Raw genomic sequence first — 25981 nt, forward strand, 5'->3', positions numbered from 1 at the left:
ACGACAATCCAGAGGAGCAGGGGCATGGTGGCAGTGTTTACGGGCAATGGACTGGGACTGTTCGATAGCTCCCTGGCTGCCCTCGGGGCGACGACCGGTGGTACCGCCTCGCTGGGTCAAGGACGCGACCGGCAATACGTCAACGTGGCCCAAGGCAATCTGGTGTTGCAGGCCGCCGACGAGCACTTGAACTTCCGTGGTCTGTCGGTCGGGTTGAACCGCACCTACAACAGCCTGGGGCAGCTCTCCGACGTCGGTGCCGATGGCTGGCTGACCGGATTCGAGCGCAAGGTCGGCCTGGTCGGCACGCTCAATACCTCCGGTTCGCGCGCACGCCTGCAACAAGGCGACGGCAGCACCACCGAGTTCCAATACGACACGACCACACGCAAGTACGTGTCCACCGCAGGCGCCGGTGCGCACGACACGCTCTCCTGGGATGCCGAGTCCAAGACCTGGACCCTGACCGAGGGCAGTACACGCCGTCAGGAAATCTTCGCCGATCATGCCGATGCGCTCGCGCAGGGGCGGCTGCTGCGCATCATCGCTGGAACCACCGATGGAGGCGCCTCCGCAGCCTTCGATGTGGTGTACAACGTGGATGGCCGCATCGGTGCGGTCGTGCAGGCCGACGGCACCAGCGGCAGCGATGCGCTCGTCTTCTCTTACGATGCGCAAGGCCGGCTTGCATCGGTGGGCACGCGCCAGACCGGCGTGATCCAGCACCAGATCGCGTACGAGTACGACGCCCAGGGGCGGCTGACTGCCGTGGTAACGGATCTGACGCCGCAGGACGACAGCGACAACGTCTGGAACACGGCGGACCGTGCGGCCAACGATGGCCTCCTGTTCCGTACCGAGTACAGCTATGTCGATGCGACCAGCCTTAGGATCGCCTCGGTGCGCCAGAGCGATGGCGTGGTCACCCGTTACAGCTATCAAAGCGATGGACGTCTGGCCAGCGTTGCGTATGGCGAAGGCGCGCAAGCGCAGGCGTACACCCTGGCCTACGCCAGCGATCAGCGTCAGACCGACATCACCGATGCTGCAGGGCGTACCTGGAGCTATCGCTTCGACGCTTCCGGCCAACTGCTGGAAGTCCTCGCCCCGCCGGTGAGCGGCCAACGCGACGTCACCAGCTACACCTACGACGCGGCAGGTAACCTGCTCTCGACCAGGCAGGCACGCGGCAGTGCCGTGCTCACCCAGGTGACTTACATCTACGACGCCAGCGGCAACCTGCTGCGCGAGACCAATAGAGCTGGCGAGGTCACCATTCGCGCCTACTCTGCGCAGAACCAGCTGCTTTCCGAAACCCGCTATCTCGCCGGGACCACCAATTTCAGCACCGCAGAGCCGCCGGTCGCAGGGGCGCTACGCACGCGTTACGTCTACGACAGCCAGGATCGACTGCGCTATGTCGTCGATGCCGAAGGCCGCGTGAGCGCATTGGCCTATGCGAGCAGCGGCACAGGGATCGGCCAGCTGGCAAGTACGCGCAGTTTTGCCAATGCAAGCTACGCCGGCACGACCTACACCGAGGCGGCGTTGCAGGCCTGGGCTGCGCCATTGCTGGCAGACACCTCGCTGGTCGAATACAGCTACGACCCGAATGGGCGTCTGGCACTGACGGTTGCCTTCGCGCAAGTGGACGCCAACGGTGCGGGTGTGCGCGATCAAGCCACGCTCACAACATTGTCGACCTACGACGGCCAGGGATTGCTGTTGCGCAAGGCCACCGTGCGCGGCACCGTCGAAGCGCCGGTGCTGAGCGAGATCGTGGATTACTCCTACGATGGCATGGGTCGCCTGTTGGGTACCGTGCAGAGTCCCGGGACTGGCATTGGATCTCCTGCTCCGGTAGTGCCTGTTGATCCAACGGATCCAGCAGATCCGACAGATCCGACAGATCCGACAGATCCGGTCGATCCGCCCGTCGACCCGCCCATTCCGCCGCCAACGCGCACGACCACATATCAATATCTGGACAGCGTGGGACGCATCGCCATCGCACAGACGGCCGGGGCGACACAGATCCAGGTGCGCGACAGCGCAGGGCGAACGACGACGACGACGTTGGAAGATCCGTCTGCTAACGGCGCCGCGCGCACGCAACGCTACATTTATGACACCGCCGGCCTGTTGCGCGCATCCGAAGATGCGCTGGGCGGGCGTGTCTATCAGTTCTACGACGAAAAGGGCCGGCTGGCGGCTCAGGTGGACGCCACCGGCACCGTCATCGGCTACAGCTACGATGGCGCGGACCGGGTGGTCGCCACCACGGCGTATGCCAATCGCGTCACGACTTCCAGCTGGCTGGTCGACGGCGCCGTGGTTCCGACGCTGGTGTCGCAGATCGGGCTGCAGCTCGACAGCGCCAACGACCGCGTGACCCGTCGCAGCTACGACGACGCTGGCCGCGTGCTCACCGAAACCAGTGCAGTGGGTTTGGTCACCCGCTACACCTACGATGGCGCGGGACGCCTGGTTACCGCCAGTATCGGGACGGGGGCCACCGCGCGGGTCACGCGCAACTTCTACGATGCTTCGGGCCTGCTGACGGCGACGTTGGATGCAGAAGGCTTTCTGGTCGAACGCGGTTACGACAAGGCCGGGCGGCTGATCCGTACCACGGCCTACGCCACCGCAACCACGTCCACCCTGCGGGCAGCCGGTACGCTGCAGCAGCTGCGTCCAGCTGTTGCAGGCGCCGACCAGACCACGCGGCTGTTTTACGACCGGCGCGGCAATCTGGTCGGCCAGCTCGATCCGGAAGGCTACGTCACCGAATACGTGTTCGACGAAGATGGCAACAGCCGTGCCACCTTGTCGTACTACAAGCGAGTTGCTGAATCGGCGCGAGAAGGCGACTGGGCGAGCATTCGCCAGCAGGTTGCTGCGGTGGCCGACGAATCCGTCTACCGGCAGCAGCGCCGGCAGTTCAATGGACTGGGTCAGCTGGAAACAGAGATTTCCAGGAGTGGCCTGGTGACGCGTTACACGTACGACGCGGCGGGTCGTCTGGCACACACTGTCAGTGAAGACCGGCGTACAGACGAATGGGGCTGGGAAACAGTCAATACGCGGGAAAACAACCGTTTCTACAATGCATTCGGGGAGTTGATCACCGAGCTCGATGGTGTCGGCTCGGAAAAATTATTCCAGGCGCAGTCCGATCAGGAACGCCAGGAATTGATCGCCCGCTACGCCACGCATTACGAGTACGACGCACTGGGGCGCATGATTCGCAGCACCAACCCCAATGGGGTGGCGACCTGGTTCATCCATGATGGAGAGGGACGCCTACGCTACAGCGCGCAAGGCATGTCCAGTGCGGAAGGCGTCAAGAATGCGCAGGCTGAAATCACCGAGTGGCGTTACAACGCTTTTGGTGATCAGACCGAGCAGATTCGTTACGTCGGACGTCTGCAACTGGCGGTGCCCAACAGCCGTCAGAGCCTGCAAGACGCGCTCAGTACCCTGTCTTTCACTGCCGCAAACGACGCACGCCAGCAATTTACCTACAACGCAAACGGTCAGGTCATTACTGCCACCGACACGCTCGGCGTTCGTACGCTGCAGGCCTATAACATATTTGGCCAGCTCGAACGAGTGGAGCGTGCCGCCGGCACGTCGCGTGGTATGGTCACGACCTACAGCTACGATCGTCGTGGCCTGCAGTTGCAGACCGTGCAGGACGCAGGGACGCGACGGCTCAATCTGACGCAAAGCGTTCGCTACGATGCTTTCGGGCGCGCGGTCAGCCAGACCGATGCGCGCGGGGGCGTCAGCACGTTTGCCTACGACAACAATGGACGGCTCATTCAAACCTCGCGCCGTGTGGAAGGGCGCGACGAGACCACGACCACCCGTTACGACGCATTCGCGCGCGCGCTGGAAATCACCGACGCAACCGGAAACACCGCACGTTTCAGCTACGACGATACGGAGCTGGAAGTGCAGACCGCCTCTGCATTGGGTGTGGTGACTCGATCGCGTTACACCAAATTCGGTGAGCTGCTGCAAGTGGAAGGAGCCAAGCCGGCGAGTTACGAATACGACGCAAACGGCAGGCTGGTGTCGTGGAGAGACGGCGTGGTCAACAAGAACCGCCAGTATGACGATGCCGGGCGACTCATCTCCAGCGATGAAACCGGGCAAGTTTTCAATTACGTCTACGACGATGCCGGCAGGCAGATCGCAAGCATCCGGCCGAATTGGGGTTTCAATCCGGAAACCGGTTCTTTTGAGGTGTTGGCGAGTAGTCCTTCCACCCGTTACACATACGATGCGCTCGGGCGCCAGCTGCGCGTGGTGGATGCCAGGGGAACGGTCATCGATTTCCGCTACGACCTTTCAGGTCAATTGCTGGAATCGATAGTTGATCCGGGCGGGCTTGCGATCAAGACCACCTACGCGTGGGACGAACTCGGCCGGCAGATCTCCATCGTCGAGGCCGCAGGCACGACCGCGGCGCGGACCACTCTGTATACCTACGACGCCGCCGGCAGGCGCGTCAGAGAGGTGGTCGACCCGACTAAGCTCGCGTTGACGACGACCTATACCTACGATGCCAACAGCAATCTTGTCGCACGTCAGGACGCTAGCGGCAGTCTGACGCGCTACACCTACGACGAAGCCAATCGGTTGCGATTCCAGATCGATGGCGTCGGCGCTGTCACCGAGAGCCGCTACGATGTGGCGGGCCGCATCGTGGCAACCCGGACGTATGTTGCGCCGATCGCGTTGAGCAGCACGACGCTGCAGGCGACAAGCGCACAGATACAGGCGCTGGTTGTACTTAACGATGTGCTGGACCAGCAGCAATACATGGTGTTCAACGCAGATGGCCAAGTTGCGTTCAACGTCGATGGCGCAGGTGCGACTACCTCGTACATCTACGATGCCAAGGGGCGCCAGGTCAAAACGACCCGGCATATTTGGCCAATCGCTATCGATAGCACCAAGAGACTGGCGCTCGAAAGCGGTGAATCGAACATAGACAGCCTTGAGGTGGAGCTGGACGGGCGCGATGCCGTCGAGTGGAAAGCGTACTACGCCAGCGGAGCCATCGCGGCGACCGTGGACGGTTCTGGCGCGGTTACGGAATTTTTCTATAATCAATCCGGGCTGCTCTCCGGACGTAGAGACTATTCCCAGAGAATAGACCTTGATCAATACACGAGCCAAGGCATCAGTAAAAGCGTGCGCGAGCGGCTCGATCTCGGTGAATATGAGGCGGATGATACAAGCGGAGACTACACGGAGTCGAAGCTCGACCTAGCGAACAACCAAGATTATGGCTATCGCGAGGTGGGCTACATCCGCGACGGAGCTGGCCGGGTCATTTACGAGCTTCAGACAATCAGCGAGTATCGCTTTGGTTATCGAGACAATGGAAAGCTTTCGGTAAAGTCGTATGCGTATACCGCGACAGGTGAGCTGTCGTCTGAAATTGTTTATGGTCTGGGCATCCAGGCTCCGGGCGACGGCGGTAAGCCGATCTTGGGAAATTCCTGGATCGATGTCGGGCAGCGATTGGAAGGAGAGCTGGCAGAGCTTGGTCCGTATGAAACCAGGGAGAACCTGATCCGCCGTCGAGACTATTACTACGACGCTGCAGGCAGGCAGCGTTTTGCGATCGATGCCGGTGGCGCGGTCACCGAGCAAAAATACGATGCGATGGGGCGCGTGATCGACAAGCGCAGCTACGCGACGTTGGCGGCTATCGCGCCGGCAACATTGGCAGAGGTTGAAGCGAGCGTTGCCGACGCCACCAACTATCAGGGCGGATCGTTCCGTTACGATGCTGCTGGCCGTGTGATCTCTCAGGCAGATCGCTTGGGCAAGGTCGAGTTCTTCGGTTACGACGGTGCAGGACGCGTGATTCGTCACCAGGATCGCAATGGTGCGGTATGGAACTACACATACGACGCTGCCGGCAACAAGACTGCCCAATTCAGCCCCTCGGTCACAGTCGCCACGGCTGACGCATCCGGAACCGTGACCAGCGTGCAGCGTAGCCTCGCCACGCGGTACACCTACGATGGTCGGGCAATGTCACCTCGATGATCGAGGATGCCGATGGTGGCCGCCCGCGTGTCACGCGCTACGAATACGACAACCGCGGCCATCAGATCCGCACTATCTTCCCGGATGCAGGCCGTTTGAATGCCAAGGGTGAAGTGGTGGCGTCCGGCGAGAGTGCCACCGTCGAGATTACCTATGATGCCTTCGGCAATGCGGTCATGCAGAAGGATGTGCGTGGCAAGTACAGCTATAAGTCCTACGATACGCAGGGAAGGCTGGCCTACGATGTAGATTCGGAAGGCTATGTCATTAGCTACGGATACAACGCGTTCGGAGACCAATCGCGGCTCACGCGTCATGCCTACAAGGCAGACATATCGACCGATATGGCTGACCCAAATCCGGAATCCATTGGCCGTTATCTGCACTGGATGAGTTCAAGCAGCGACCGCACGATTTACACGTTCTATGATCGCGCCGGCCGTAAATCAAGCGTCGGCACGATGCCTGTTGTACAGCCAACACTGACAAGAGCGTCCGGCGATATGCAGGCCACCTTCTGGGGTCAGGAGCCTGTCGAGGAGGATCTGAATTGGAATGCGACGTCACGCACTACGTTCTATTACGATGCTTTCGGAGATTTGAAAAAGGAAGCTGTCCTTCTCGAACGTGATACCTGGGGCAATTACGGCGATCTCGGGTACGGCACGTATGCGATTACGTACCACGTCTACGACGACAATGGCCGTGAAGTGATGAGGACGGATCCGGAAGGCTACGTCACCACCTACGAGTACACGGCGACTGGTCAACTTGCCAAGCGGACCGAATATGCCAACCCGATCGTCGAAGCCGACCCCGAAGATCTGCGTAACGTCGAGCTCTCGGATAGAGATCGCAGCACGACTTATGGGCAGCTCTAAAAACCCCCGATCCTTGGCATCATAGTTCCACCGCCATCCAGGGTAAGAGCCGATGATCAGTCTGTTTGCCGGGGCCGAGCGCGAAGCCAAGCGCCAGCAGTTGAGCGATCCGCTGGAGCTGCTGTCGCGGCACATCGATTTCGTCGCGATCGCGGCGGTGATCGATGGCCACCTTCGCCTGGGCACGGGTGCCAAGGGCGGTCGCCCGGCGTGGCCGACGGAGCTGATGATCCGGCTGCTGCTGTTGCAGCAGTTGTACAACCTGTCCGACGAGGCGCTGGAGTACCAGGTGCTGGACCGTCGCAGCTTCCAGCGCTTCCTGGGGTTGGAACACAGCGGCAAGGTGCCTGACGCCAAGACGATCTGGGTGTGGCGTGAGCGGCTCAAGAAGAACGATCTGATCGGCGACATCAGCGCGGCGGTGAGCGGCCAGTTGCAGCGGGCCGGGTTCATTGCCCGGGGTGGACAGATCATTGATGCGAGCATCGTCAGCGCGCCGATCCAGCGCAATACGCGCGAGGAGAACGCCCGGATCAAGCGAGGCGAGGCTGTGCAGGACTGGAGCGATGCCAAGCGGCGGCAGAAGGACGTGCAGGCGCGCTGGACGCTCAAGCACGGCAAGGCCCATTACGGCTACAAGCTGCACGCCAACACGGATCGGCGCTGGGGGTTCATCCGGCGGCACGAGGTGAGTGCGGCCAACGTGCACGACAGCCGGCACTTCGAGACGCTGCTCGATCCAGTCAACACCGGGCGCACGGTACGGGCCGACAGCGCCTATGCCAGCCAGGCTCGGGAAACCGAACTCAGGCGACAAGGCTACCGCGCGGACATCCAGCACAAGGGGCAGACGGACAAGCCGCTGAGCCTGGCCCAGCAGCGTCGGAACCATCGCATCGCCAAGGATCGGGCGTTCGGCGAGCATCCGTTTGCCCGACTCGCCCAACAGGGAGGCAAATGCCTGCGCACGATTGGCCTGGCGCGAGCCCAGGTGGTGATCGGCCTGAAGGTTGCCGCACACAACCTGATGAGGCTGGCGCGGCTGCAGAGCCAGGGGATCGTGCCGGCGTGAGCGGAAACGGCGGCTGACAGGCCGCAATCCGGGTTTGAAATGCCATGGGTCGGCTCTTCGCGCCCCTTCGACCGGCAGGTGCGAGGGGGGCCTGTCGCCTTACCGAACATCTCAAACGGCAGAATCGAGGTTGTTCGAGGTGCCCTTATGTCTACGACGCCTTGGGACGCAAGACGTCCGAGACGGTGACGCGCCGCGCACAGGATAGATTTGGCGCCGCAAGTGTCGGCCCGCTCACCAATAGTTATACCTACGACGCCGAAGGTCGGCTGACCCAATCGCGCATCAGTAACCAGACCGTCAACATGGCTTACGACGCGCTCGGTCGCGTGGTGGCCACACGTGAAGGCGATCGTGCTGTGGTAAGCGCCGCTGCAACGGGCTTGCTGGCGAGCGGCGATTTCTCCGGAATCGACGATACCAAGCTGTATCAGACAGTCGTTCCCACCACGACCATGCGCTACGACGCATTCGGCAATCTGGTCGAGCAATCCAGCGGTGCCGAGGGTGCCGGTTGGGTCACCCAAACCTTCCGTTACGACTGGCAGGGACGCAATGTCTGGCAGCGCGATGTACTCGGTAACGAGCTGACGCGCACCTTCGATGCGGCCGACCGCGTGCTGGAAGAGCGTCGCAAGGTTAGCTATGCGTCATTCTCGCAATCAGAGAGCGGCAAGTTCAGCTACACCTGGCAAGCGGCGGAACAGCTGGGCGAATGGGCCTGGCTTAGTACGCGTTATAGCTACGACAACACCGGCCGCCAGCTCAGCAAGCAGTCATTCCGCGAGAGTTTCGTAGGTGGCGAGAGTATTGACGAGGTCGTGGAGGCTAGCGAACGCGTGGAGTACAACGCGTTCGGTGAGATCACGGTCAAGGACACCCATTCGGCCGGTGCCGAGGTAGATCAAACAATTGGTTATGAATACGACGAGCACGGCAATGTCATCTGGACAAATGCTGATGGTGTCGATCGTCGTTTCACCTACGATGCCGGCAATCGTCAGATCTCCGAGTCGCATTATGTTGGCGATTCCAGCTGGCAGTCGCAGGGCGGCCGCTATGTAGAAACCTCGCTCCAGCTAGACCGCCTTGGCCGTGTCCGCACGCGCACGCGGCTAGGTGAGGGCAACGGAGAGTTATCTCCAAATGTGGTCACGCAGCACGCCTACGACCGCTGGGGCAACCAGACCTGGGTCAGGGATGCCAACGGCAATGAGACTTCGTTTGCGTACAACGACGCCAACCAGCTGATCTCGCAGACGGCACCGGAAGTGAAGGTGGTTTCGGCTACCGGCGTAACGACCTATGAGCGTCCCGTGATGCGCTGGTTCTACGACGCGATGGGGCAGTTGGTCGGCACGCGCGACGCCAACGGCAATGGTCGTCGCTATACCTACGACGTCCGTGGCCGAATGACGAGTGAAGAAGATGCCACGGGCGGCATTACGCGTTATCGCTACGACGCGCTGGGCCGCCAGACCCTGTCGTCCGATGCGGACGGCACCCTGACCCTCAAGCAGGTGGATGCTGCAGGTCGGGTGGTCGCGGTGTGGGCCGACAACGGCAACAAGGCCGATGGGCAACGCAGTTGGCAGGAGATGGAGCGCTATGTGCTGGACCAGGACGGCAATCGTCTGGTCAGCATCGACGGCAACGGCAAGGTGACCAAGGCGTCCTATGATAGCCAGGGCCGGATGATCCGTTCGGAGAGTGCTACCGGCGTGGTGATGGAGTACGCCTACGATCTGCGCGGGAACAAGATCAGGGAGCGCAATGCGCTGGCGCTGGCGCGGGTCAATAGCGAGAGTACTGCAGAGGGCTGGGACTGGAGGTTCGATCGTGATGGCGAGCAGGTCTACTTTGATGAGAAGACCTGGAAGTACGATGCATTCAATCGTGTCATCGACCATAACGATCTGAGTGGTCTGGATTACGACTACACCTACGACTGGAGCTCGGGCCAGCTGCTGTCTGTGTCGATCAGCAACATGCAGTTCGGATTGCAACGCGCAGCCAATGCATCTGCGCAAATGGAGCAAGACCCCGAAATTCCTGAAGATCCGGGCGAGCCAGAGCCGCCGATGCCACCATTGGTGGAGAGCAAACGCAGCTACTTCTACAACGCCGACGGTCTTGTTGCACGTGTCGAAGAGCCAAGCACCTCTCGCGACCCCGCCACCGGTGCGCGAAGGGTCAATGCTACCCGTTACGAATACGACGCCAACGGCAACCGCACGCTGGAAGAAACCACCAGCTACGACGCCAACAACCAGTTGTTGCATGTCTCCACGCGCACCAGCTACGACGCGCACAACCGCATCGAGCGTGTGACCCAGGACGATCTGGTGGCGCAGCGCCGTCTGCTCGATGTGCGTTATTCGTACGACGCCGTTGGCAACCGCCGCCTGGTCGAAATGGGCAGCGCCTTCAACCCGGCGGGCGAGCAGCCCTCCAATGCGAGTTTCGAAGAAGGCAGTCGTAGCTGGACCATGGGGGAAGGTTGGGCCATCACCCAGAATGGTGCTGGCGGTGATGCCAACACTGGCACATGGAGTGCGCGATTCACTGGTTCCAACAAGGGGCCACAAAGCATCACCAACAACAAGCGTGTGGCAGTGACTGTCGGCCAGACGATCACGGCAAGTGTCATGGTGCAGCAAGGCACGGCACAGGCAGGCGATGCCACGGCGCGGGTGCTGATCATCTGGTACGGCGCCGACGGCAGCATGTTGCCCGGTGGAGAAGGCCAGTCGTGGGCAGGCGGCAATCTGGTCACTAGTGGCAGCAGAGACTACAAGCAGTCGTCGGTGACCACCGTCGTGCCGCCTGGTGCGGTGGCAATGTCGATCGCTGGCAGCGCCCGTAGAGGTCCAGGCGCTGCGATGCGCTTGGACGATTTCCAATTCACCATCGGCCCCATCCCCAACCCGGCCCCAATCAACGCCGGCATGGAGCAGGGCAGCACCAACTGGGACCTGGGCGAAGGCTGGACGATCGGTCGGGAAGGCCCGAACGGCGATGCCTATACCGGCACCTTCAGCGCGCAGTTCAACGGTTCCAACAGCGGCCCCAAGAGCATCACCAACCAGGAGCGCGTGCCCGTTGTGCCGGGCAAGAGCGTCACTGCTAGCGTAATGGTGCAACAAGGTGCCTCCGATGCCGGCGATGCCTCTGCGCAAGTGCTGATCGTGTGGTACGACGCCGACGGCAACATGTTGCCCGGTGGCCTGGGCTCGTCGTGGTCCTCGGGCAACGTCGTGGACAGCGGCTCCGGCGGTGCCTGGCACAAGTCCTCGGTCACCGCCACGGTGCCGCCGGGTGCGGCCTTCATGACCATCGGTGCCAGCGCGCTCAAGGGCGCCGGCGGCAACCCGTTGTGGGTGGACGACTTCCAGTGGACCTATACACCGGTCGAACCCGGTATCAAGGAGCTGCCGGTCGACAAGGCGTACTGGTTCGACTACGACAAGGAAAACCGCGTCACGGTCAGCAACGGCGTGCTGCAGGCCGGCAGGATCGTCATCGCCAACGACGACACCAGCTCGCTGCAGAGCTACGACAAGGACGGCAACGTCACCTTGCGCCAGTCCTACGACAACGGGGTGCTCAAGCGCCAGCAGTTGTTCTACGACGACCAGGGCCGGGTGGTGCGCATCGTGCAGACCCTGCCCGACAACGTCACCCGTTTGCTGGAGACCAGCCGCTACGACGCTTCCGGGCGCCTGCTGGAGCGTCGCCAGTACGCCGATGACGGCTCGGCCAAGCGTATCGATGTCAGCAGTTACGATGCCGATGGCCGGCTGATCAGCCAGACCGCCTACGGCATCCCGATGGGCGGGGTGTATCAGCCTGTGGACGAGGAAGGCAACCCGCTGCCGATGCCCGACGACGGCCTGGAAGGGCTGCAGCTGCTCAGCGTGGTCAACTACCAGGACGGCACGCCGGCCACTGGTTACGACGCCGCCGGTCGCCTGCGCGGCTACCGCTACTCGCTGGTGCGTAACGAGCAAGGCAGTGGCATGACCACGCCGGAGGGCTACACCCACACCTACCGCTACACCTACCAGGGTGCAGAGACCTACCTCACCCAACAGGTGGTCGGCACCAGCACGCACCGCGACTTCAAGACCAGCAACAGCACCAGCACCTACGATGCCTGGGGCAAGCTGCTGTCGGTGCGCGAGAACACGCCGGGCGGCAAGGTCGACGACCGGCTGCGGTATTTCACGATGGATGCGGAGGGCAACATCCTGCGCCGCACCGAGGGCACGTTCAAGAACGGTGTGTTCGAGCAGGACGATGCCGAGCGCCTGCGCACCGAGCAGTACGCGTTCGCCAACGGCCAGTACGTAGCCGCCGGCCGCTACGATGGCAAGACCGACGTGCTGGGGCAGATGAACGCCTATGCCAGTACCGATGTGGGCACCTACAAGGTGACCGTGCAGGCCGGCGACACGCTGCGCGGCCTGGCGCAACGCCTCTACGGCAACAGCAACCTGTGGTACGTGCTGGCCGAAGCCAACGCCATCGACGACGACAGCGGCCTGGTGGCCGGTGCGACGTTGAACGTGCCGGACGTCAAGGCCAACACCAACGACGCCACGACGTTCAAGCCGTTCAACGCCAGCGAGGCGATCGGCTCGACGACGCCATCGCTGCCATACATCCCCAAGCCGCCGGAAGCGGGGTGCGGCACGTTGGGGATGATCATCATGGTGGTGGTGGCCATCGTGGTGACGATTTATACGGCCGGTGCGGCGGGATCGGCCGTTGCTGCCGCTGCAAGTACTGCAGGAACAACTACCGCTGCCGCTGCCACGACAACCGCTGCCGTTGCGGCAACTAGTGCTGCCGCAACAACCGGCGCAATGGCGACGGGTGCTGCAGTGCTGTCAGGTGGCCTTGGGGGCACGGCGTTGTTTGTTGGGGCAACAGCCGGCGCATTTGCGGGCAGCGTGGCAAGCCAGGCAGTTGGTAGCGCGATGGGCGTGGCCAGTTTCAGCTGGCGCAATGTGGCGGCCAGCACAGTGGCGGCTGCAGCAACTGCAGGATTTAGCTCAATGATGAGCGGTGTTGCCAGTCCCCTGGTAGGTGCGATGGCAACGGCAGCAGTCGGCAACGTGAGTAACTACGCTGCCAACAAGCTCGTTGGCAACGAGGCCAGTTTCAGCTGGAAGAGCGTCGCCGCCAGTGCGGTTGCGGCGGGCATCACGCAGCAATTGGCGCCCACGGTAGCCCGGTCCATCGGTGTCGATTCAACACAGAATGGGCAGGCAATCGTCTCCGGCATCACTGGTGGCATCGTGAGCGCGCATGTGCGTCAAGGAATCGTGGGCGGCGCTATCGACTATCAGGACGTGTTCGTCGATGCATTCGGTAATGCAGTCAATGGCGCGCTGATGCAGCGTGGTCAGGCAGCATTGGCAACCAGGTCGCAGAACACACAAGCGTTCTCCGATGAGCCGACTTACTTGCTTGCATCTAATGGCGGTGGCGGCGGGGTTGGAATGGCATTGCCCGAGGAATTCTGGCCGTTGGCTTCAGGGAGTGGGGACGTCCGCAGCAATGCGATCAACGTTGCAGGGACTCAAGAGTCTCAAGCAATCCCCACAATGGATACGGTGTACGCGGTTCCTGACAAGTACTCGCCTCATGGCTGGTATTTCTACAGCTGGAATCCTGCTGGTCAGCAATGGAATGATATGCAGCGTGCCGGGCGCGGCGGGCAAGTCGCTGGATGGAGTGCGCCACCTGCAGGGTTAACTGATTACATCAGCCAATCTCAACAGTATCTGGGAAGAGCTGAGCCGATTTACGGACGCCAACTAGCGGCGCTGGAGAATGGGTTGGTTCCCCAGATGAACCAGTTCGATAGCATGGGTCGACGTCTGGGCGAGGTAAGTGATTCTACGATTGCCCTGCAAAAGCAAGCGGAATGGAACCAGTTCCTCGCCGCGCAGGAGGCGAGTGCGAACAATCCGAGTGCTGCAATTGCAAGCTTGACTGCACGTGGATTTGGCGCGGATCAGTCCAATGCAAATGCAGCTGCGGTGCGCAATGCAGAGCTGACCCAGTCGATGTGGGATCTTGCTGGGATTCAGGTCGCCAAGCAGGGTGTCGAGTCACCTGTGCCGTCGAGAATTCCGTCGTCTCCTACAAATACTTCGCTGTCTGTCTCGACCAAATCTACTTTGGTTGAGACTGATTTCATCGGCCCGCGAATCGGCAACTCTGGTTACATCACAGCAGAAGAGTTTGGGCAAGCAAGCTTCCGGAAGTACCAAGGTTTCGTTGATGATGCGTACTCACTAGCAAGTGCCAGGGAGGCACAAGGACTGTTGCGCGGTAACCCAAACACTCGGATAGGTGATTTTGTTGATCGTGAAAGTGCTGCTTACTATAGAATGTGGATCAAGTCAGAAGGTATACCTGAAGGGGCGAATGGTTTTGTGCAAATGAATCGTTGGCTGCGTGATCCTGCGGGCTCCGGCTTGTATGCTCGGCCAGACATTAGAATTCCGAGCTCTGGATTAATTCTTGATGCAACAGTTGGTATGAAGTACGCTACTGACAGACAAATTGTGCGTTTCAGTAATTACTCTGGTGGGGATAGGATAACTATTGTGCGCCCCCAGGAAGTTGGTGGTAGTTATAGCTTTTGGCCTTGAGGAAATTTAAATGGCTTGGGTTGAAAATATCGATTCGCTTTACGACTTTATCGGCGTTGTTGTCTTGCGCGCCCCAGATAAATTTCAGATTTTGGACTTTCTTCCTCCGGAGGAACAGCTAAACTTGGATAGAGCTTTTGATGAGCTTCGTCGAGGTATCGATTTTATTGAGCCAGAAATGGCGGATGAAAAGAAGCGCAAGGACTTGGCGTCGTTGCTTGATCTGGCGTTAACTGCATACAAAAATGGTGACGAATATAGAGGTGCTCATTTGGTGCAGGATTTCCAAGATTTGATATTTAAAAGAAACTATTGATTTAAATTTTTTATTTTTTATAAAAATCCGCCCGATTTTTCGGGAGGATTTTATGAAGAACTGAGACAACATAAATTTCCACTTTAATGGTGGCGTGTAGGAGAGTTGTTTATTCGACGACCAAATTAATTTGGTAATTAGTTTGGGGTTGGTGGCGCTTGGATAGATTTTAATAGCCGCCATCAATCGGCCGTATACGCAATCCGGTCCTGGATTGCATGAATAGCAATTTTTGCGGATGCAGCAAGCGCACGCGATGCATAGAACAGCCGATCAGTCAGATCACCATCCAACCCAGGCTGTCCACCTTGGTGGGCTCCCTCGCTCGCATGTAACACTTCCAGCAGCCCGTGCAGGCCGAGCACGCAGTGGTCCAGATGAGCGCAATGCAGGGCGAGGCCAAAGCTCATCGGAAGGTCTGACCAGTGAATGCCATTGCTGCCTTCCGCACCTCGTGCCTCGGCCAGACGACGGAAGAAAACATCCTCTCGTGCGTCGCTGCGTTTGGATTGGACGTTGTCAGTCTCGGTCTGTCGGTCGACAGACGATGGTGATGCGTTAACGCTTGAACGAGCGGATCTTGAGCGCGTCATGCTGGACTCCTCGGATAGGATGGAGTCCGTCACCGCGCTGCTAAACGCAGGTGACGGACGATGCGCGGTTAGCAGACCGGTCCGAGGGCCGGCAGGCCTTGCGGCCTCCGCGCACCGCCCGCCATAAAACTGGCAAGCATGTGCCCATCGCACAAAACAACAGACATAAAAAAACGCCTGTCATCGATCGATGGGCGCCGGTGCGCCTCGGAGAGTTCGGGCTGCTAAACCCGGCTGCGGGATTGACCACAGCGATAACGATGCTGCTCGCGGCCGTGGATGGGAAGCGGGGTGCGGCACGTTGGGGATGATCATCATGGTGGTTGTGGCCGTGGTGGTGACGTACTTCACTGCAGGAGCGACGAGCGGCTACTTCGCTGCGGCGTTCAGCGCGGCATCCAGTACTGCAGGTGCAGTTGCTGCCTCAGCTGCTACCTACGCTGTTGCGGGTGCAGCAGGATCAATCGCCAGTCAGGGCGTTGGCAGCGCGATGGGCCAGACGAGTTTCAGTTGGCGCAATGTGGCGGCAAGTTCCATCGCGAGCGCGGCAACTGCCGGCTTCAGCACCGCCGTGTCCGCGAGTGTGGGCCCCGTCGTCGGTGCGATGAGCACGGCAGCAGTCGGCAATGTCAGTAACTACCTTGCGAATCGATTGGTGGGTAACGAGGCGAGCTTCAGTTGGCGCAGCGTGGCAGCTAGCGCGGTGACTGCGGGTATCACGCAGCAACTGGCGCCGACGATTGCGCGGTCCATTGGTGTGGACACGATGAAGTATGGACAAGCAACCGTGGCCGGTATCACCGGGGGCGTGGTCAGTGCTTCCTTGCGCAGAGGGTCTATCGATTACATCGATCTGGCAGTCGATGCTTTCAGCAATGTACTGGTCAACTCGTTGACACAGAGCTCCAGCACAAGTTTGTTTGATCCTGACACCGCAACTGCATCCAACAACGGAGGTGGAGCACCTGGCAGATATGTTAGAGACCGTAATGGTGAGCTGACGCTGGACACTGTCGAGGTCAGAGCCACGCGCAGCAACATATCTAGCATCCAGATCCGCGCAAGCGATCAAGAACTGCATGACCAAGCGTTGATGCGTGCGGTCGGTGCACAGACGGTGGAGAACATCCGTGCCGACCGTCGCCGTAGCAATGCCATTGACGTAGGAGCATTCCAACGCAGCAACGCGCTGGATATCGGTGCGATCAACGCCGCACGCATGGCGCCTGCGACTGCACAGCCGGTGGCGCCGATGGCGGTCAATCGGGAGGCCATTCCGGTCGAGCCCAACAGCATCAGCGGATGGGAAGTTGCAAGTTCCTTTGTTGAGGGCGTCGGCAATGCATTTGTAGGGGTTGGGCGCGAAGTTGCCGATACACCGCTGCGGGTGGGCGACATGGTGTTGGCTGCAGCAGCAGTGACCACAAACCTCTTTAGAGAAGAGGGCGACTATTGGCTGCCTGAGATGAACAGCGGCATGTCGCGTGACTACGAACGCTCAGGCCAGACGTGGGACCAGTTCGCGCTGGATCACAATCCGCTGTACGCCGCCACCGTTGGTCTGGGCACCGCGATTGGCAACGGTGCCGGCGCAGCCGTAGTGGACAACGATTACCGTCCTCTCGCGAATTTGGGTGGAGAGTTTGCCGGCGGCTTGCTGGTCGGCAAGGCCATGAACCGATACGGCAACTATGGCGTGATGATTGATGACATTGGTGCCAGTGGGCTTGGGCGATCGCAGGCTGGCAGCGTGGGGGTCAGGTTTGGGAGATCTTATCCAGATGGAAGTTTCCGTACCCCTGATGGGAAGTTTGTCAGTGTGAGGGGGGCTCCCGCGCCTGGTACCATTAATGCGGTCTCATTTGCTAATTTCTTACAAACAAATGGTGTCAAAGTTGTCGGCACTGAGATGGAGGTGGTAACACCCGTAGGCATAAGAAAGTATGACGTTGTAACTCGTAATGCAGATGGTTCACTATTTGGATTGGAGATTAAAAGTGGAGGGGCGACCCCAACGCCGTATCAGAGGTTTGTTGATAAGTATGTAAATAATTTTGGCGCTCAAGGAAGAGGTCGTATAGCTGGAGAAAAATTGGTGGGATCGTATACTGTATATCTTCCTTCTGGAGGTTAATAAATGATATTCGAAATAGAGGGTGGAGATAAGATAAGTGAACCTGATGAAGCAAAGGTAAAGTTAGCAATAAGAAAATTAAGGAGTTACGGGCCGCAATCATTTGCATCTTTAGACAATGAAGATGGTGAGTACGTGCAGGTTGCAGGTGGTGGGGTGACTTGTATGTTAGAGAGGATGGACGGGGTATTAAATAAACAATATAGAGGGTACAAATCTATTAAAAGCAAAGTATTTCCTGATGGGACCATACTGGCCTTTGGAGGGGGTGAATTAATTATGCGATCTGATGAATGGTTTTCTTCTGAGGAAGTTGCAGAGGTTTTTTGCTGTTTTCTTCGGAAGTCTCCGTTCCCGGATTATGTAATGTGGAGGGAAATTGCCGCGTAGTTAATTAAAGTTTGTTATTTTCGATAATGACCAGTGCTGGATGTACGTGTCCAGCAATCTTGCCCGACAACGTCACCCGTTTGCTGGAGACCAGCCGCTACGACGCCTCCGGGCGTTTGCTGGAGCGTCGCCAGTACGCCGATGACGGCTCTGCCAAGCGCATCGATGTCAGCAGCTACGACGCCGACGGCCGGCTGATCAGCCAGACCGCCTACGGCATCCCGATGGGCGGGGTGTATCAGCCGGTGGACGAGGACGGCAACCCGCTGCCGATGCCCGACGACGGGCTGGAAGGGCTGCAGCTGCTCAGCGTGGTCAACTACCAGGACGGCACGCCGGCCACCGGTTACGACGCCGCCGGCCGCCTGCGCGGCTACCGCTATTCGCTGGTACGCAACGAGCAAGGCAGTGGCATGACCACGCCAGAAGGGTATACCCACACCTACCGCTACACCTACCAGGGTGCGGAAACCTACCTCACCCAGCAGGTCATCGGCACCAGCACGCATAAGGACTTCAAAACCAGCAACAGCACCAGCACCTACGATGCCTGGGGCAAGCTGCTGTCGGTGCGCGAGAACACGCCGGGTGACAAGGTCGATGACCGGCGGTCTATGCGGGGGCGGGATGTGCTGGACGCCAAGGCAGCTACCGACCATGTCGATACGGCCAATGCGTTTGATGCCGGGGAAGCAGGGGTTTGAAGGGCTGGCAGCGGCGTTTGGCCCGGGCGGAAGCGAACTGATCAATAGGCTCCGTCTTTGAAAGTGTGACGATTGCCTCGCAAAAATCTTTCATTGCAATCTATGCCAGCGCTTGACACACCTCCCGGGGGAGGACGTAAAGTTCACATCGTCATCACAGGGGGATACGACGGGCTCGCTTCGGGGGAGAGTGACTATCAGGATCGATAGCCACGCACGAGCGCTGCAACGGCGGGTCCAAAACGAACCAAGGTTTTACCCATCGTTCTCTAGGTCGTCTGGCCTGGCATGGTGGTCTGCGTCTCATGGATGTGGCGATGCCGTCTGTCGATAAACTCTCTGCCTACTGGGCAAAAGACCCGGCCAATCCGGAACTTGCCTGTCAGCTGTGCGATGCATTGATCGAAACGGGTCAATCTGCACGCGCAGAAGATGTGATTGCCGCATTGCCGGCCGATACAGCATCGCTCGCAGGCGTGCAATTCCGCGCAGCGCGACTGGACCTGTTGGCTGGCCGCTATGTGGAAGCTGAAGCGCGCTTGCAGCCACTGGCTGAACGCCATGCTGCGCCTGCCCTGGACCATGACATCGCTTTTGCGCAGCTGTGCCAACAGAATCTGGACGGCTCCGCTGCCACGCTGCAAAAGGCGCGCGCACGTCACGGCGATAACGCGGAGTTCGCTGTGCTTTCCGCTCGTATCGCGTTGATGCGCTCCGATTACGCAGCCGCCGACAAGGCGCTTGCCGCCGCATTGGCGTTCACTCCACAGCATCCAACCGCATTGGGTTTGAGTGCGCTGTGCGCACTGGATTCAGGCGACACAACGCGTGCCGTAGAACAGGCACATCGTTGTCTTGCGCTCTTTCCGGATCAGCACGAAGCGCTACTGACCGCCGGTGCGCTAGCGCTGTACGCGCAGGACGGCGCCGCGGCAGGGATACATTTCGAGCGTGCGCTGAAGCGCTTTCCCATGTCGGGCCGGGCACTGTCTGGCTTGGGCCAGGCGCAGATGTTGCAGGGCGCCTTGGCGCCAGCCAAGGTATTGCTGACGCAGGCAACACAGGCCATGCCGGACCACATCGGTACCTGGCATGCATTGGGTTGGCTGCATCTGCTGGATGGCGAGCGATTGGCAGCCGATGCTTGCTACCGGCGTGCATACGCGTTGGATCGCAACTTTGCCGAATCGCACGGTGGCCTGGCAGTGGTGGCATTGCTGGATGGGCAGCGCGAAGAAGGCGAAGCGCATCTGCGGCGCGCGCTAAAGCTCGATCCCGGCAGCATCAGCGGTCGCTACGCGCAGTCTTTGTTGCTTGCAGACAATGGCGAGCAGGCGCAATCGGAGGCTGTATTTGCGGCCTTGATGCGCGAGGGTGCACTGGCAGGTGCTCACGCGCTTGGCGCGCAAACGCCGCCAGAGATGGCGCGACGCCTGCGTGCCCGGTTGTCGTCCAACGCTGCAGCAGCGCATTGAAGGCCCGCTTGTGGACGCCGACACCGCCATGCATTTGCTGGCCGAGACCTTGCTGGCCTCGGCCAAGATCTCCGCGCCGATTTTGCTGATCACGTTGGTGGTCGGGTTGGTGATCTCGGTGCTGCAGGTCGTCACCCAGATCCAGGAAATGACGCTGACCTTCATCCCCAAGTTGATCGCGGTGGGTGCGGTGACCATGGTGCTGGGAAGCTGGATGCTGCTGACTGCAGTAGAGCTGGCCAAGCGCATGTTCGATTTTGCGGCCGGGCTCTGACGATGGAAGTGCTGAGCGGCTTGGCTCTGTTGTTCGGCTACGCATCGCTGCGCTACTTGCCGGTGATGGTGTTGCCCGGGCTATCGCCGCTGGCATGGGCACCGATGCTGGTGCGCATCACCACGATGCTGGCTTTCGCATGGTTGACGCTGTTGGCCCTGCCCGACGGCTATGCCTCTCCGCCGGCCATCGGCCAACCGATGTCGCTGCTGCTGGCAGCGATTGGCGAGCTGATGATCGGCGGGATCTTCGGTCTGGCCTTCATGATTCCCAATGCCGCGTTGCACACCAGTGGCTGGCTGTTGGACATGCAGGCAGGACTGGGCGCCGGCGCCCTGCTGAACCCGGCAAGCGCCGATACGCAGGAATCGCTGCTTGGCCATGCGTTGATGCTGGCGGCCACTGTGTTGTTCTTCTCGCTCGACTTGCACGTTCTGCTGTTCAAGGGCTTGGTTGCAAGCACCACGGTGCTGCCGCTTGGTCGCATGAGCCATCCCATCAGCGCAGAAGCGTTCTTCGCATTGCTTGGAAGCAGCTTTGTGGGTGCGTTGATGGTGGTGATGCCGGTTGTGCTTGGCCTGTTCTTCGTCGATGTCGCGGTGGGCTACGCGTCGCGTTCGATGCCGCAGGCCAATGTGTACTTTCTGGCGCTGCCGCTCAAGGTCGCCGTTGCACTGGGCTTGCTGGCATTGACGTTGGCCTATGCGCCAGGCCTGATCGGCCGGCTGTTCGGCAATGCCTTGGATCAGGCACCGCAGATGCTGGGAGCGCCCTGATGGCAGACGCCGACCAGGACAAGACTGAGCAGCCAACCCAATCCCGGCTGGAAGAGGCGCGTCGCAAAGGTGAAGTCGCCAAGACCCCCGATCTGACCGCCGTGCTGATGCTGGGGATCTTTGTGGTGGTCACGATGTTGACCGGACGCGACATCGCTGTGGCACTTGCCAGCGCCACGCGCAACACCATGCAGTTGGCAGGTGTGCAACCACGCATCGGTGCGGATCTGGTGGCCTGGTTGATCGATACCTACAGCGGCTTGTTGCAGGCGATGACGCCGCTGATCCTTGCGTTACTGGTGGTCGCGGTGGTGGCCAATCTCGGCCAGACCGGCCCGATCTTTAGCACCCATGCGCTCGCGCCAAGCCTGCAGCGCATGCATCCCATGAATGCGATCAAGCGGTTGTTCTCGATGCGCGGCCTATGGGAGCTCGGGAAGTTGGTCCTCAAGCTCTCCTTACTAGGACTGCTTGCCTATATTGCGGTTGGCCATGCGGCGTCCTTTGTCGGGAAAATTGCGTTGTCGTCACCGGCGCTGCTGGTCGAGCAACTGCGCTCAGGTTTCTGGACTACATCGGTCTATGTCCTGCTGGTGCTGCTGATCGTCGCGGTGGCGGACCTTGCATTCATGCGCAAGGACCACGGCAAGAAGATGCGCATGAGCCGGCGCGAAGTCCGTGACGATGCCAAGCGGCGCGATGGCGACCCGGAAGTGAAATCCAAGCAGCGCCGTCAGATCCGTGAGTTGCTCAAGACGGTGCGCTCGCTGCCGCGCGTGGCCGATGCCGATGTCATTCTGACCAATCCCACCCATTACGCCGTGGCCGTGCAATACCGACCGCGCAGCATGCGTGCGCCGATCGTGCTGAGCAAGGGACGCGGTTTGTTGGCCGCCCGTGTGCGTCGTGCTGCACAGCGCGCCGGCGTGCCGGTAGTGCGCATGCCAGCATTGGCGCGTGCGCTGTATCGCGACTGTGCGATCGATGCACCGGTTCCCGAAGACTTGTTCGATGCCTTGGCGCCGGTCTACCGCACCCTATATGCCAATCGCCGCGGCAGTGCTGCCGCATGAAGGGCATCCTGGCCGCCTTCCTGCAGGACAAGCGAGACCTGGCCTTGGTAGGGCTGGTGGTCGGTATCTTGATGGTGCTGTTCGTACCGGTGCCTTCGGCGCTGCTGGACCTGCTGCTGATCATCAATATCAGCCTGGCATTGTTGATATTGCTGGTGACGTTCTTTACCGAATCGCCGCTGAACTTTTCGACCTTTCCGACCCTGTTGCTGATCGCGACGATGTTCCGGCTGGCGTTGAACGTGTCGGCAACCCGCCTGATCCTGGATGGTGCCGATGCAGGCCGGGTGATTGGTGCGATCGGTACGTTCGTGATCCGCGGCAATTACGTGGTCGGTATCGTGGTGTTCCTGATTCTGGTGGTGGTGCAGTACGTGGTAGTCACCACCGGCGCGCAACGTGTGGCTGAAGTGGCCGCGCGCTTTACCCTGGACAGCATGCCTGGCAAGCAGATGAGCATCGACGCCGACATGAACATGGGGTTGATCGACGAGCACGAGGCTCGCCGGCGGCGTAAGCAGATCGAGAAGGAAGCCAACTTCTACGGCGCGATGGACGGTGCCACCAAGTTCGTCAAGGGCGATGCGATCGCCGGCATCGTCATCGTATTGATCAACATCATCGGTGGTCTGGCGATCGGTATCGCGCAGATGGGGATGCCTTGGACCGAAGCGGTGCAGCGTTTTACGTTGCTGACCGTCGGCGATGGCATCGTGACCCAGATTCCGTCGCTGGTGATCGCGGTGGCGACCGGCATCATCATTACCCGTGCTGCGGCCGACGCGCGCCTTGGTGCTGAGATTCCGCGCCAGATTCTCTCCAATCCGCGTGCGCTGGCGGTGGTTGCCGCCGCGTTGCTGTTGATGCTGACATTGCCTGGCTTTCCCAAACTGCCGGTGATCGCGGCGCTGATCGGCGTCGCGGTGCTGATCCGATACAGCCTGATCAAACGCGATCCCAACGCGGACGTGGTTGTCGAGGATGCGTCGCAAGGCCCGTCCGCACAGGAAGAACTGCAGCAGGCCATGCGGGTGGAGCCGATCGAAATCCGCATGGGCGCCGCATTACACGAGCTGTTGTTGGGACCTGCCGGGGATTTTGCGCTGCGCATCGTTAACTTGCGCAAGCAGGTTGCCGGCGAACTGGGATTTGTCATCCCGAAAGTGCAAAGCAGCCTGCGTCCAGAACTGGAGCGCAACCAGTATGAACTGCTGGTCGAAGGCAACCGTGTCGGCCAGGGTGAGATCCATCCGGATCGCTTGCTTGCGATCAATCCAGGCGGTACGCGCGTCAAGTTGGAAGGACTGGAAACGCGCGATCCCGCATATGGTCTGCCCGCGCAATGGATCACACCTGAGACCCGTCAGGCGGCTCGTGCCGGCGGCTACACGCTGGTCGAACCCGACACGGTGCTGGTGACGCATCTCAATGAGCTGGTCAAGCGACATGGGCCTGACCTGCTGAGCCGCAGCGAGACCGAACGCCTGCTGTCGCGCCTGGACGAGCACCGCGCGCCACTGGTCGCCGAGTTGGTTCCCAACGTACTGACGTATTCCGATGTACAGAAGACGCTGCAACTGTTGCTTCGAGAGCAGGTAAGTATCCGTAATCTGGAGGCCATCGTAGAAGTGCTCCTGGATGCCGGGCGCAATCAGAAGCAGCCTGACGAATTGGTCGAGCGGGTGCGTGAGCGTCTGGGCGCCACCATTTGCCAGCGCTTTCAGGACGCACGCGGCGAGCTGCATGTGTTGACGCTGGAGCCGGGAATCGAACGGACCTTGATGGGCCAACAGCGCAGCGGCGAAGGCCGCAGCGCATTGTTCACCGACATGGCGCAGCTTGACGGCTTCATTCGGCAGCTCGCCAAACAGGCCGAGGCGATGATGGGACAGAACCGCCTGCCGGTGCTGTTGTGTCCCTCGCCGTTGCGCAGGCCGCTACGTGCGTTGATTCAACGCTCGCTGCCGCACGTCGCCGTGCTGGCACTCAATGAAGTCCCTTCCACCGCCCTGGTCCGCTCGTTTGCGGCAGTGGGCACACCCTTGCAGGTTGCAGCGTGAACGACACCATCCAGGCGATCAGTCGTAGTTTGAATGCGGATATCGAAGCGTTGACTGCGGTCAGCCAGAACGTGGCGAACCTGAACACGCCCGGCTACCAGGGCATACGCGCACGTGGAGACTTCGCTGCGGCCACTGGCGCTGCGGCAATGACGGTGCAGCGTGGCGATGGCGCCCTGCGGGAAACGGGGCGTGGGCTGGACCTTGCGCTGCGCGGCAATGGCTTCTTTGTGACACAGCAGGACGGACAGCAGCGGTTGCTGCGCCTGGGTAGTTTCGTGCGTGGCGCCGACGGCAGCTTGCAGACCCGTGAGGGGGCTGCGGTGCTGACCGATGCAGGGGCCTTGACCCTGCCGCAGTCCGATATCCGTGTCGACGATCAGGGCGGTATCTGGGACGGAGATGCGCTGTTGGCGCATTTGCGCATCGTTGACGTGGCCGAACCGGCGCGCCTGATTCCCAGCGATGGCGGTTATCGCTATGACGGCGTGACTGCGCCATGGAAAGGAACCGTGCAGCAAGGCAGCGTCGAACAATCCAACGTCGATGCGGCTGCCGAAACGCTGCAGCTCATCGAACTCTCGCGCCATGCCGAATCGGTACAGCGCGTGATTTCACTCTATGACCGAGCGATGGATACGGGCATCAACCGTATTGGCGACAACTGACAGGACTGCCCTCATGATCGACGCTCTCTACATCTCATCCACCGGCCTGCGCGGTCAGCAGCAGCAGATCGACGTGATCTCCAACAACGTCGCCAACATGCAGACGCCCGGCTTCAAGCGCGGACGCGTCAACTTTGCCGAGATCGCCAATACGCCGCTGCCCGGCCAGGGAGTCGGCCAGGCAAGCAACGTGCATGGCGGCGGCATTCGCGTGAGTTCTACCTCGGTGGAATTCGGTGCCGGTGCGCTGCAGCCCACGCGTAATCCCCTGGATATTGCCATCGACGGGGATGGTTTCTTCGAAATCGAGAATGCCAACGGCGAGCGGTTCTACACGCGCTCGGGTCGCTTCCACGTCGATACCGAAGGCTATCTGGCCATTTCCAACGGCATGCGCCTGTCGGCGGGAATTCAGATGCCGCAAGGCGCTGCGGATGTACTGATCTCCTCGGCAGGCGAGGTGAGCGCCAGGCTCGATGGCAGCGAGGAGCGAGCGGTATTGGGTAGCATCGACCTGGTCAGCTTCGTGTCGACCGAGGGGTTGGAGTCACGCGGGGAAAACGTGTTCCAGGCAGCGGACCGCTCCGGCGAAGCGATTCCGCTGGTTGCGGGCAGCAACGGCGCGGGAAAACTGCAGCAGGGTTATCTGGAAGCAGCCAACGTCGACATGATCGATGAGATGACCGGGTTGGTGCTGGCGCAACGAGCGTATCAGCTCAATGCGCGCGTGCTGCAGGCATCGGATCAGATCCTCGAAACCATCAACAACCTGCGCCGCTGATGACCAGGATGCTTGCACTGCTGTGGTTGATGTCTTGCGCGAGT

The 25981-nt window shown here is 60.4% G+C and carries 16 protein-coding genes; 15 read left to right on the top strand and 1 reads right to left on the bottom strand.

The window, feature by feature from the left end; translation table 11 throughout:
• The first annotated feature begins 24 nt into the window (after positions 1-24).
• From XARJCFBP2528_RS07065 to XARJCFBP2528_RS07085, 5 genes are all read left to right on the top strand, one after another.
• Positions 25-6072, top strand: coding sequence for a hypothetical protein (locus XARJCFBP2528_RS07065; protein ID WP_248802049.1), 6048 nt, complete (start codon positions 25-27; stop codon positions 6070-6072).
• Entirely contained in the window at positions 6069-6953 is an 885-nt protein-coding gene (locus XARJCFBP2528_RS24100) for an RHS repeat domain-containing protein (RefSeq protein ID WP_230673945.1), read from the top strand. Before XARJCFBP2528_RS07065 ends, XARJCFBP2528_RS24100 begins: the two co-directional genes overlap by 4 nt.
• Before the next feature lie 52 nt (positions 6954-7005).
• Entirely contained in the window at positions 7006-8025 is a 1020-nt protein-coding gene (locus tag XARJCFBP2528_RS07070; protein WP_047124271.1) for an IS5 family transposase, read from the top strand.
• A 161-nt stretch (positions 8026-8186) separates the two neighbouring features.
• Positions 8187-14693 carry a LysM peptidoglycan-binding domain-containing protein gene (locus XARJCFBP2528_RS22190; protein WP_162200819.1) on the top strand — a complete coding sequence of 2169 codons (6507 nt, stop codon included), beginning with the start codon at positions 8187-8189 and terminating at the stop codon, positions 14691-14693.
• Between the two features lie 10 nt (positions 14694-14703).
• Entirely contained in the window at positions 14704-15009 is a 306-nt protein-coding gene (locus tag XARJCFBP2528_RS07085) for a hypothetical protein (protein ID WP_016904997.1), read from the top strand.
• Positions 15010-15191: 182 nt separating this feature from the next.
• Here the strand turns inward: XARJCFBP2528_RS07085 and XARJCFBP2528_RS22195 are convergent, their stop codons facing one another.
• Complete coding sequence (locus tag XARJCFBP2528_RS22195) at positions 15192-15476, bottom strand: hypothetical protein (protein ID WP_026064932.1); 285 nt, start codon at positions 15474-15476, stop codon at positions 15192-15194.
• A 433-nt stretch (positions 15477-15909) separates the two neighbouring features.
• On the opposite strand from XARJCFBP2528_RS22195, the gene XARJCFBP2528_RS07090 reads away from it, so the two are divergent.
• From XARJCFBP2528_RS07090 to XARJCFBP2528_RS07130, 10 genes are all read left to right on the top strand, one after another.
• A complete protein-coding gene (locus XARJCFBP2528_RS07090; RefSeq protein ID WP_047124540.1) occupies positions 15910-17736 on the top strand; it encodes a hypothetical protein in 1827 nt (608 codons plus the stop codon).
• 3 nt (positions 17737-17739) lie between these two features.
• Complete coding sequence (locus tag XARJCFBP2528_RS22200; protein WP_080591346.1) at positions 17740-18126, top strand: hypothetical protein; 387 nt, start codon at positions 17740-17742, stop codon at positions 18124-18126.
• Between the two features lie 59 nt (positions 18127-18185).
• Positions 18186-18830 carry a hypothetical protein gene (locus XARJCFBP2528_RS07095; RefSeq protein WP_016903056.1) on the top strand — a complete coding sequence of 215 codons (645 nt, stop codon included), beginning with the start codon at positions 18186-18188 and terminating at the stop codon, positions 18828-18830.
• Positions 18831-19147: 317 nt separating this feature from the next.
• Positions 19148-20305: a tetratricopeptide repeat protein gene (locus XARJCFBP2528_RS07100; RefSeq protein ID WP_232618376.1), complete on the top strand. Its 1158-nt coding sequence runs from the start codon at positions 19148-19150 to the stop codon at positions 20303-20305.
• Positions 20306-20333: 28 nt separating this feature from the next.
• Positions 20334-20579, top strand: coding sequence for a flagellar biosynthetic protein FliQ (locus XARJCFBP2528_RS07105; protein WP_039530202.1), 246 nt, complete (start codon positions 20334-20336; stop codon positions 20577-20579).
• A 20-nt stretch (positions 20580-20599) separates the two neighbouring features.
• Entirely contained in the window at positions 20600-21355 is a 756-nt protein-coding gene (locus tag XARJCFBP2528_RS07110; RefSeq protein ID WP_228890776.1) for a flagellar biosynthetic protein FliR, read from the top strand.
• Positions 21355-22428, top strand: a complete 1074-nt coding sequence (locus XARJCFBP2528_RS07115; RefSeq protein WP_016903052.1) for an EscU/YscU/HrcU family type III secretion system export apparatus switch protein — start codon at positions 21355-21357, stop codon at positions 22426-22428. Before XARJCFBP2528_RS07110 ends, XARJCFBP2528_RS07115 begins: the two co-directional genes overlap by 1 nt.
• Positions 22425-24488 carry a flagellar biosynthesis protein FlhA gene (locus XARJCFBP2528_RS07120; RefSeq protein WP_016903051.1) on the top strand — a complete coding sequence of 688 codons (2064 nt, stop codon included), beginning with the start codon at positions 22425-22427 and terminating at the stop codon, positions 24486-24488. The genes XARJCFBP2528_RS07115 and XARJCFBP2528_RS07120 overlap by 4 nt, the downstream gene beginning before the upstream one ends.
• Positions 24485-25156 carry a flagellar basal body rod C-terminal domain-containing protein gene (locus XARJCFBP2528_RS07125; protein ID WP_016903050.1) on the top strand — a complete coding sequence of 224 codons (672 nt, stop codon included), beginning with the start codon at positions 24485-24487 and terminating at the stop codon, positions 25154-25156. Before XARJCFBP2528_RS07120 ends, XARJCFBP2528_RS07125 begins: the two co-directional genes overlap by 4 nt.
• Positions 25110-25937 carry a flagellar hook-basal body protein gene (locus XARJCFBP2528_RS07130; protein WP_232618374.1) on the top strand — a complete coding sequence of 276 codons (828 nt, stop codon included), beginning with the start codon at positions 25110-25112 and terminating at the stop codon, positions 25935-25937. Before XARJCFBP2528_RS07125 ends, XARJCFBP2528_RS07130 begins: the two co-directional genes overlap by 47 nt.
• Positions 25938-25981 lie beyond the last annotated feature (44 nt).

It is taken from the genome of Xanthomonas arboricola pv. juglandis (assembly GCF_001013475.1).
Taxonomy (GTDB): domain Bacteria; phylum Pseudomonadota; class Gammaproteobacteria; order Xanthomonadales; family Xanthomonadaceae; genus Xanthomonas; species Xanthomonas arboricola.

Bases quoted from the DNA above. Each gene is read 5' to 3' on its own strand.
- XARJCFBP2528_RS07105 (WP_039530202.1), top strand. From the start codon at position 20,334: ATGCATTTGCTGGCCGAGACCTTGCTGGCCTCGGCCAAGATCTCCGCG.
- XARJCFBP2528_RS24100 (WP_230673945.1), top strand. From the start codon at position 6,069: ATGATCGAGGATGCCGATGGTGGCCGCCCGCGTGTCACGCGCTACGAA.
- XARJCFBP2528_RS07090 (WP_047124540.1), top strand. From the start codon at position 15,910: ATGATCATCATGGTGGTTGTGGCCGTGGTGGTGACGTACTTCACTGCA.
- XARJCFBP2528_RS07115 (WP_016903052.1), top strand. From the start codon at position 21,355: ATGGCAGACGCCGACCAGGACAAGACTGAGCAGCCAACCCAATCCCGG.
- XARJCFBP2528_RS22200 (WP_080591346.1), top strand. From the start codon at position 17,740: ATGATATTCGAAATAGAGGGTGGAGATAAGATAAGTGAACCTGATGAA.
- XARJCFBP2528_RS07085 (WP_016904997.1), top strand. From the start codon at position 14,704: ATGGCTTGGGTTGAAAATATCGATTCGCTTTACGACTTTATCGGCGTT.
- XARJCFBP2528_RS07130 (WP_232618374.1), top strand. From the start codon at position 25,110: ATGACCGAGCGATGGATACGGGCATCAACCGTATTGGCGACAACTGAC.
- XARJCFBP2528_RS07120 (WP_016903051.1), top strand. From the start codon at position 22,425: ATGAAGGGCATCCTGGCCGCCTTCCTGCAGGACAAGCGAGACCTGGCC.
- XARJCFBP2528_RS07065 (WP_248802049.1), top strand. From the start codon at position 25: ATGGTGGCAGTGTTTACGGGCAATGGACTGGGACTGTTCGATAGCTCC.
- XARJCFBP2528_RS07100 (WP_232618376.1), top strand. From the start codon at position 19,148: ATGCCGTCTGTCGATAAACTCTCTGCCTACTGGGCAAAAGACCCGGCC.
- XARJCFBP2528_RS07070 (WP_047124271.1), top strand. From the start codon at position 7,006: ATGATCAGTCTGTTTGCCGGGGCCGAGCGCGAAGCCAAGCGCCAGCAG.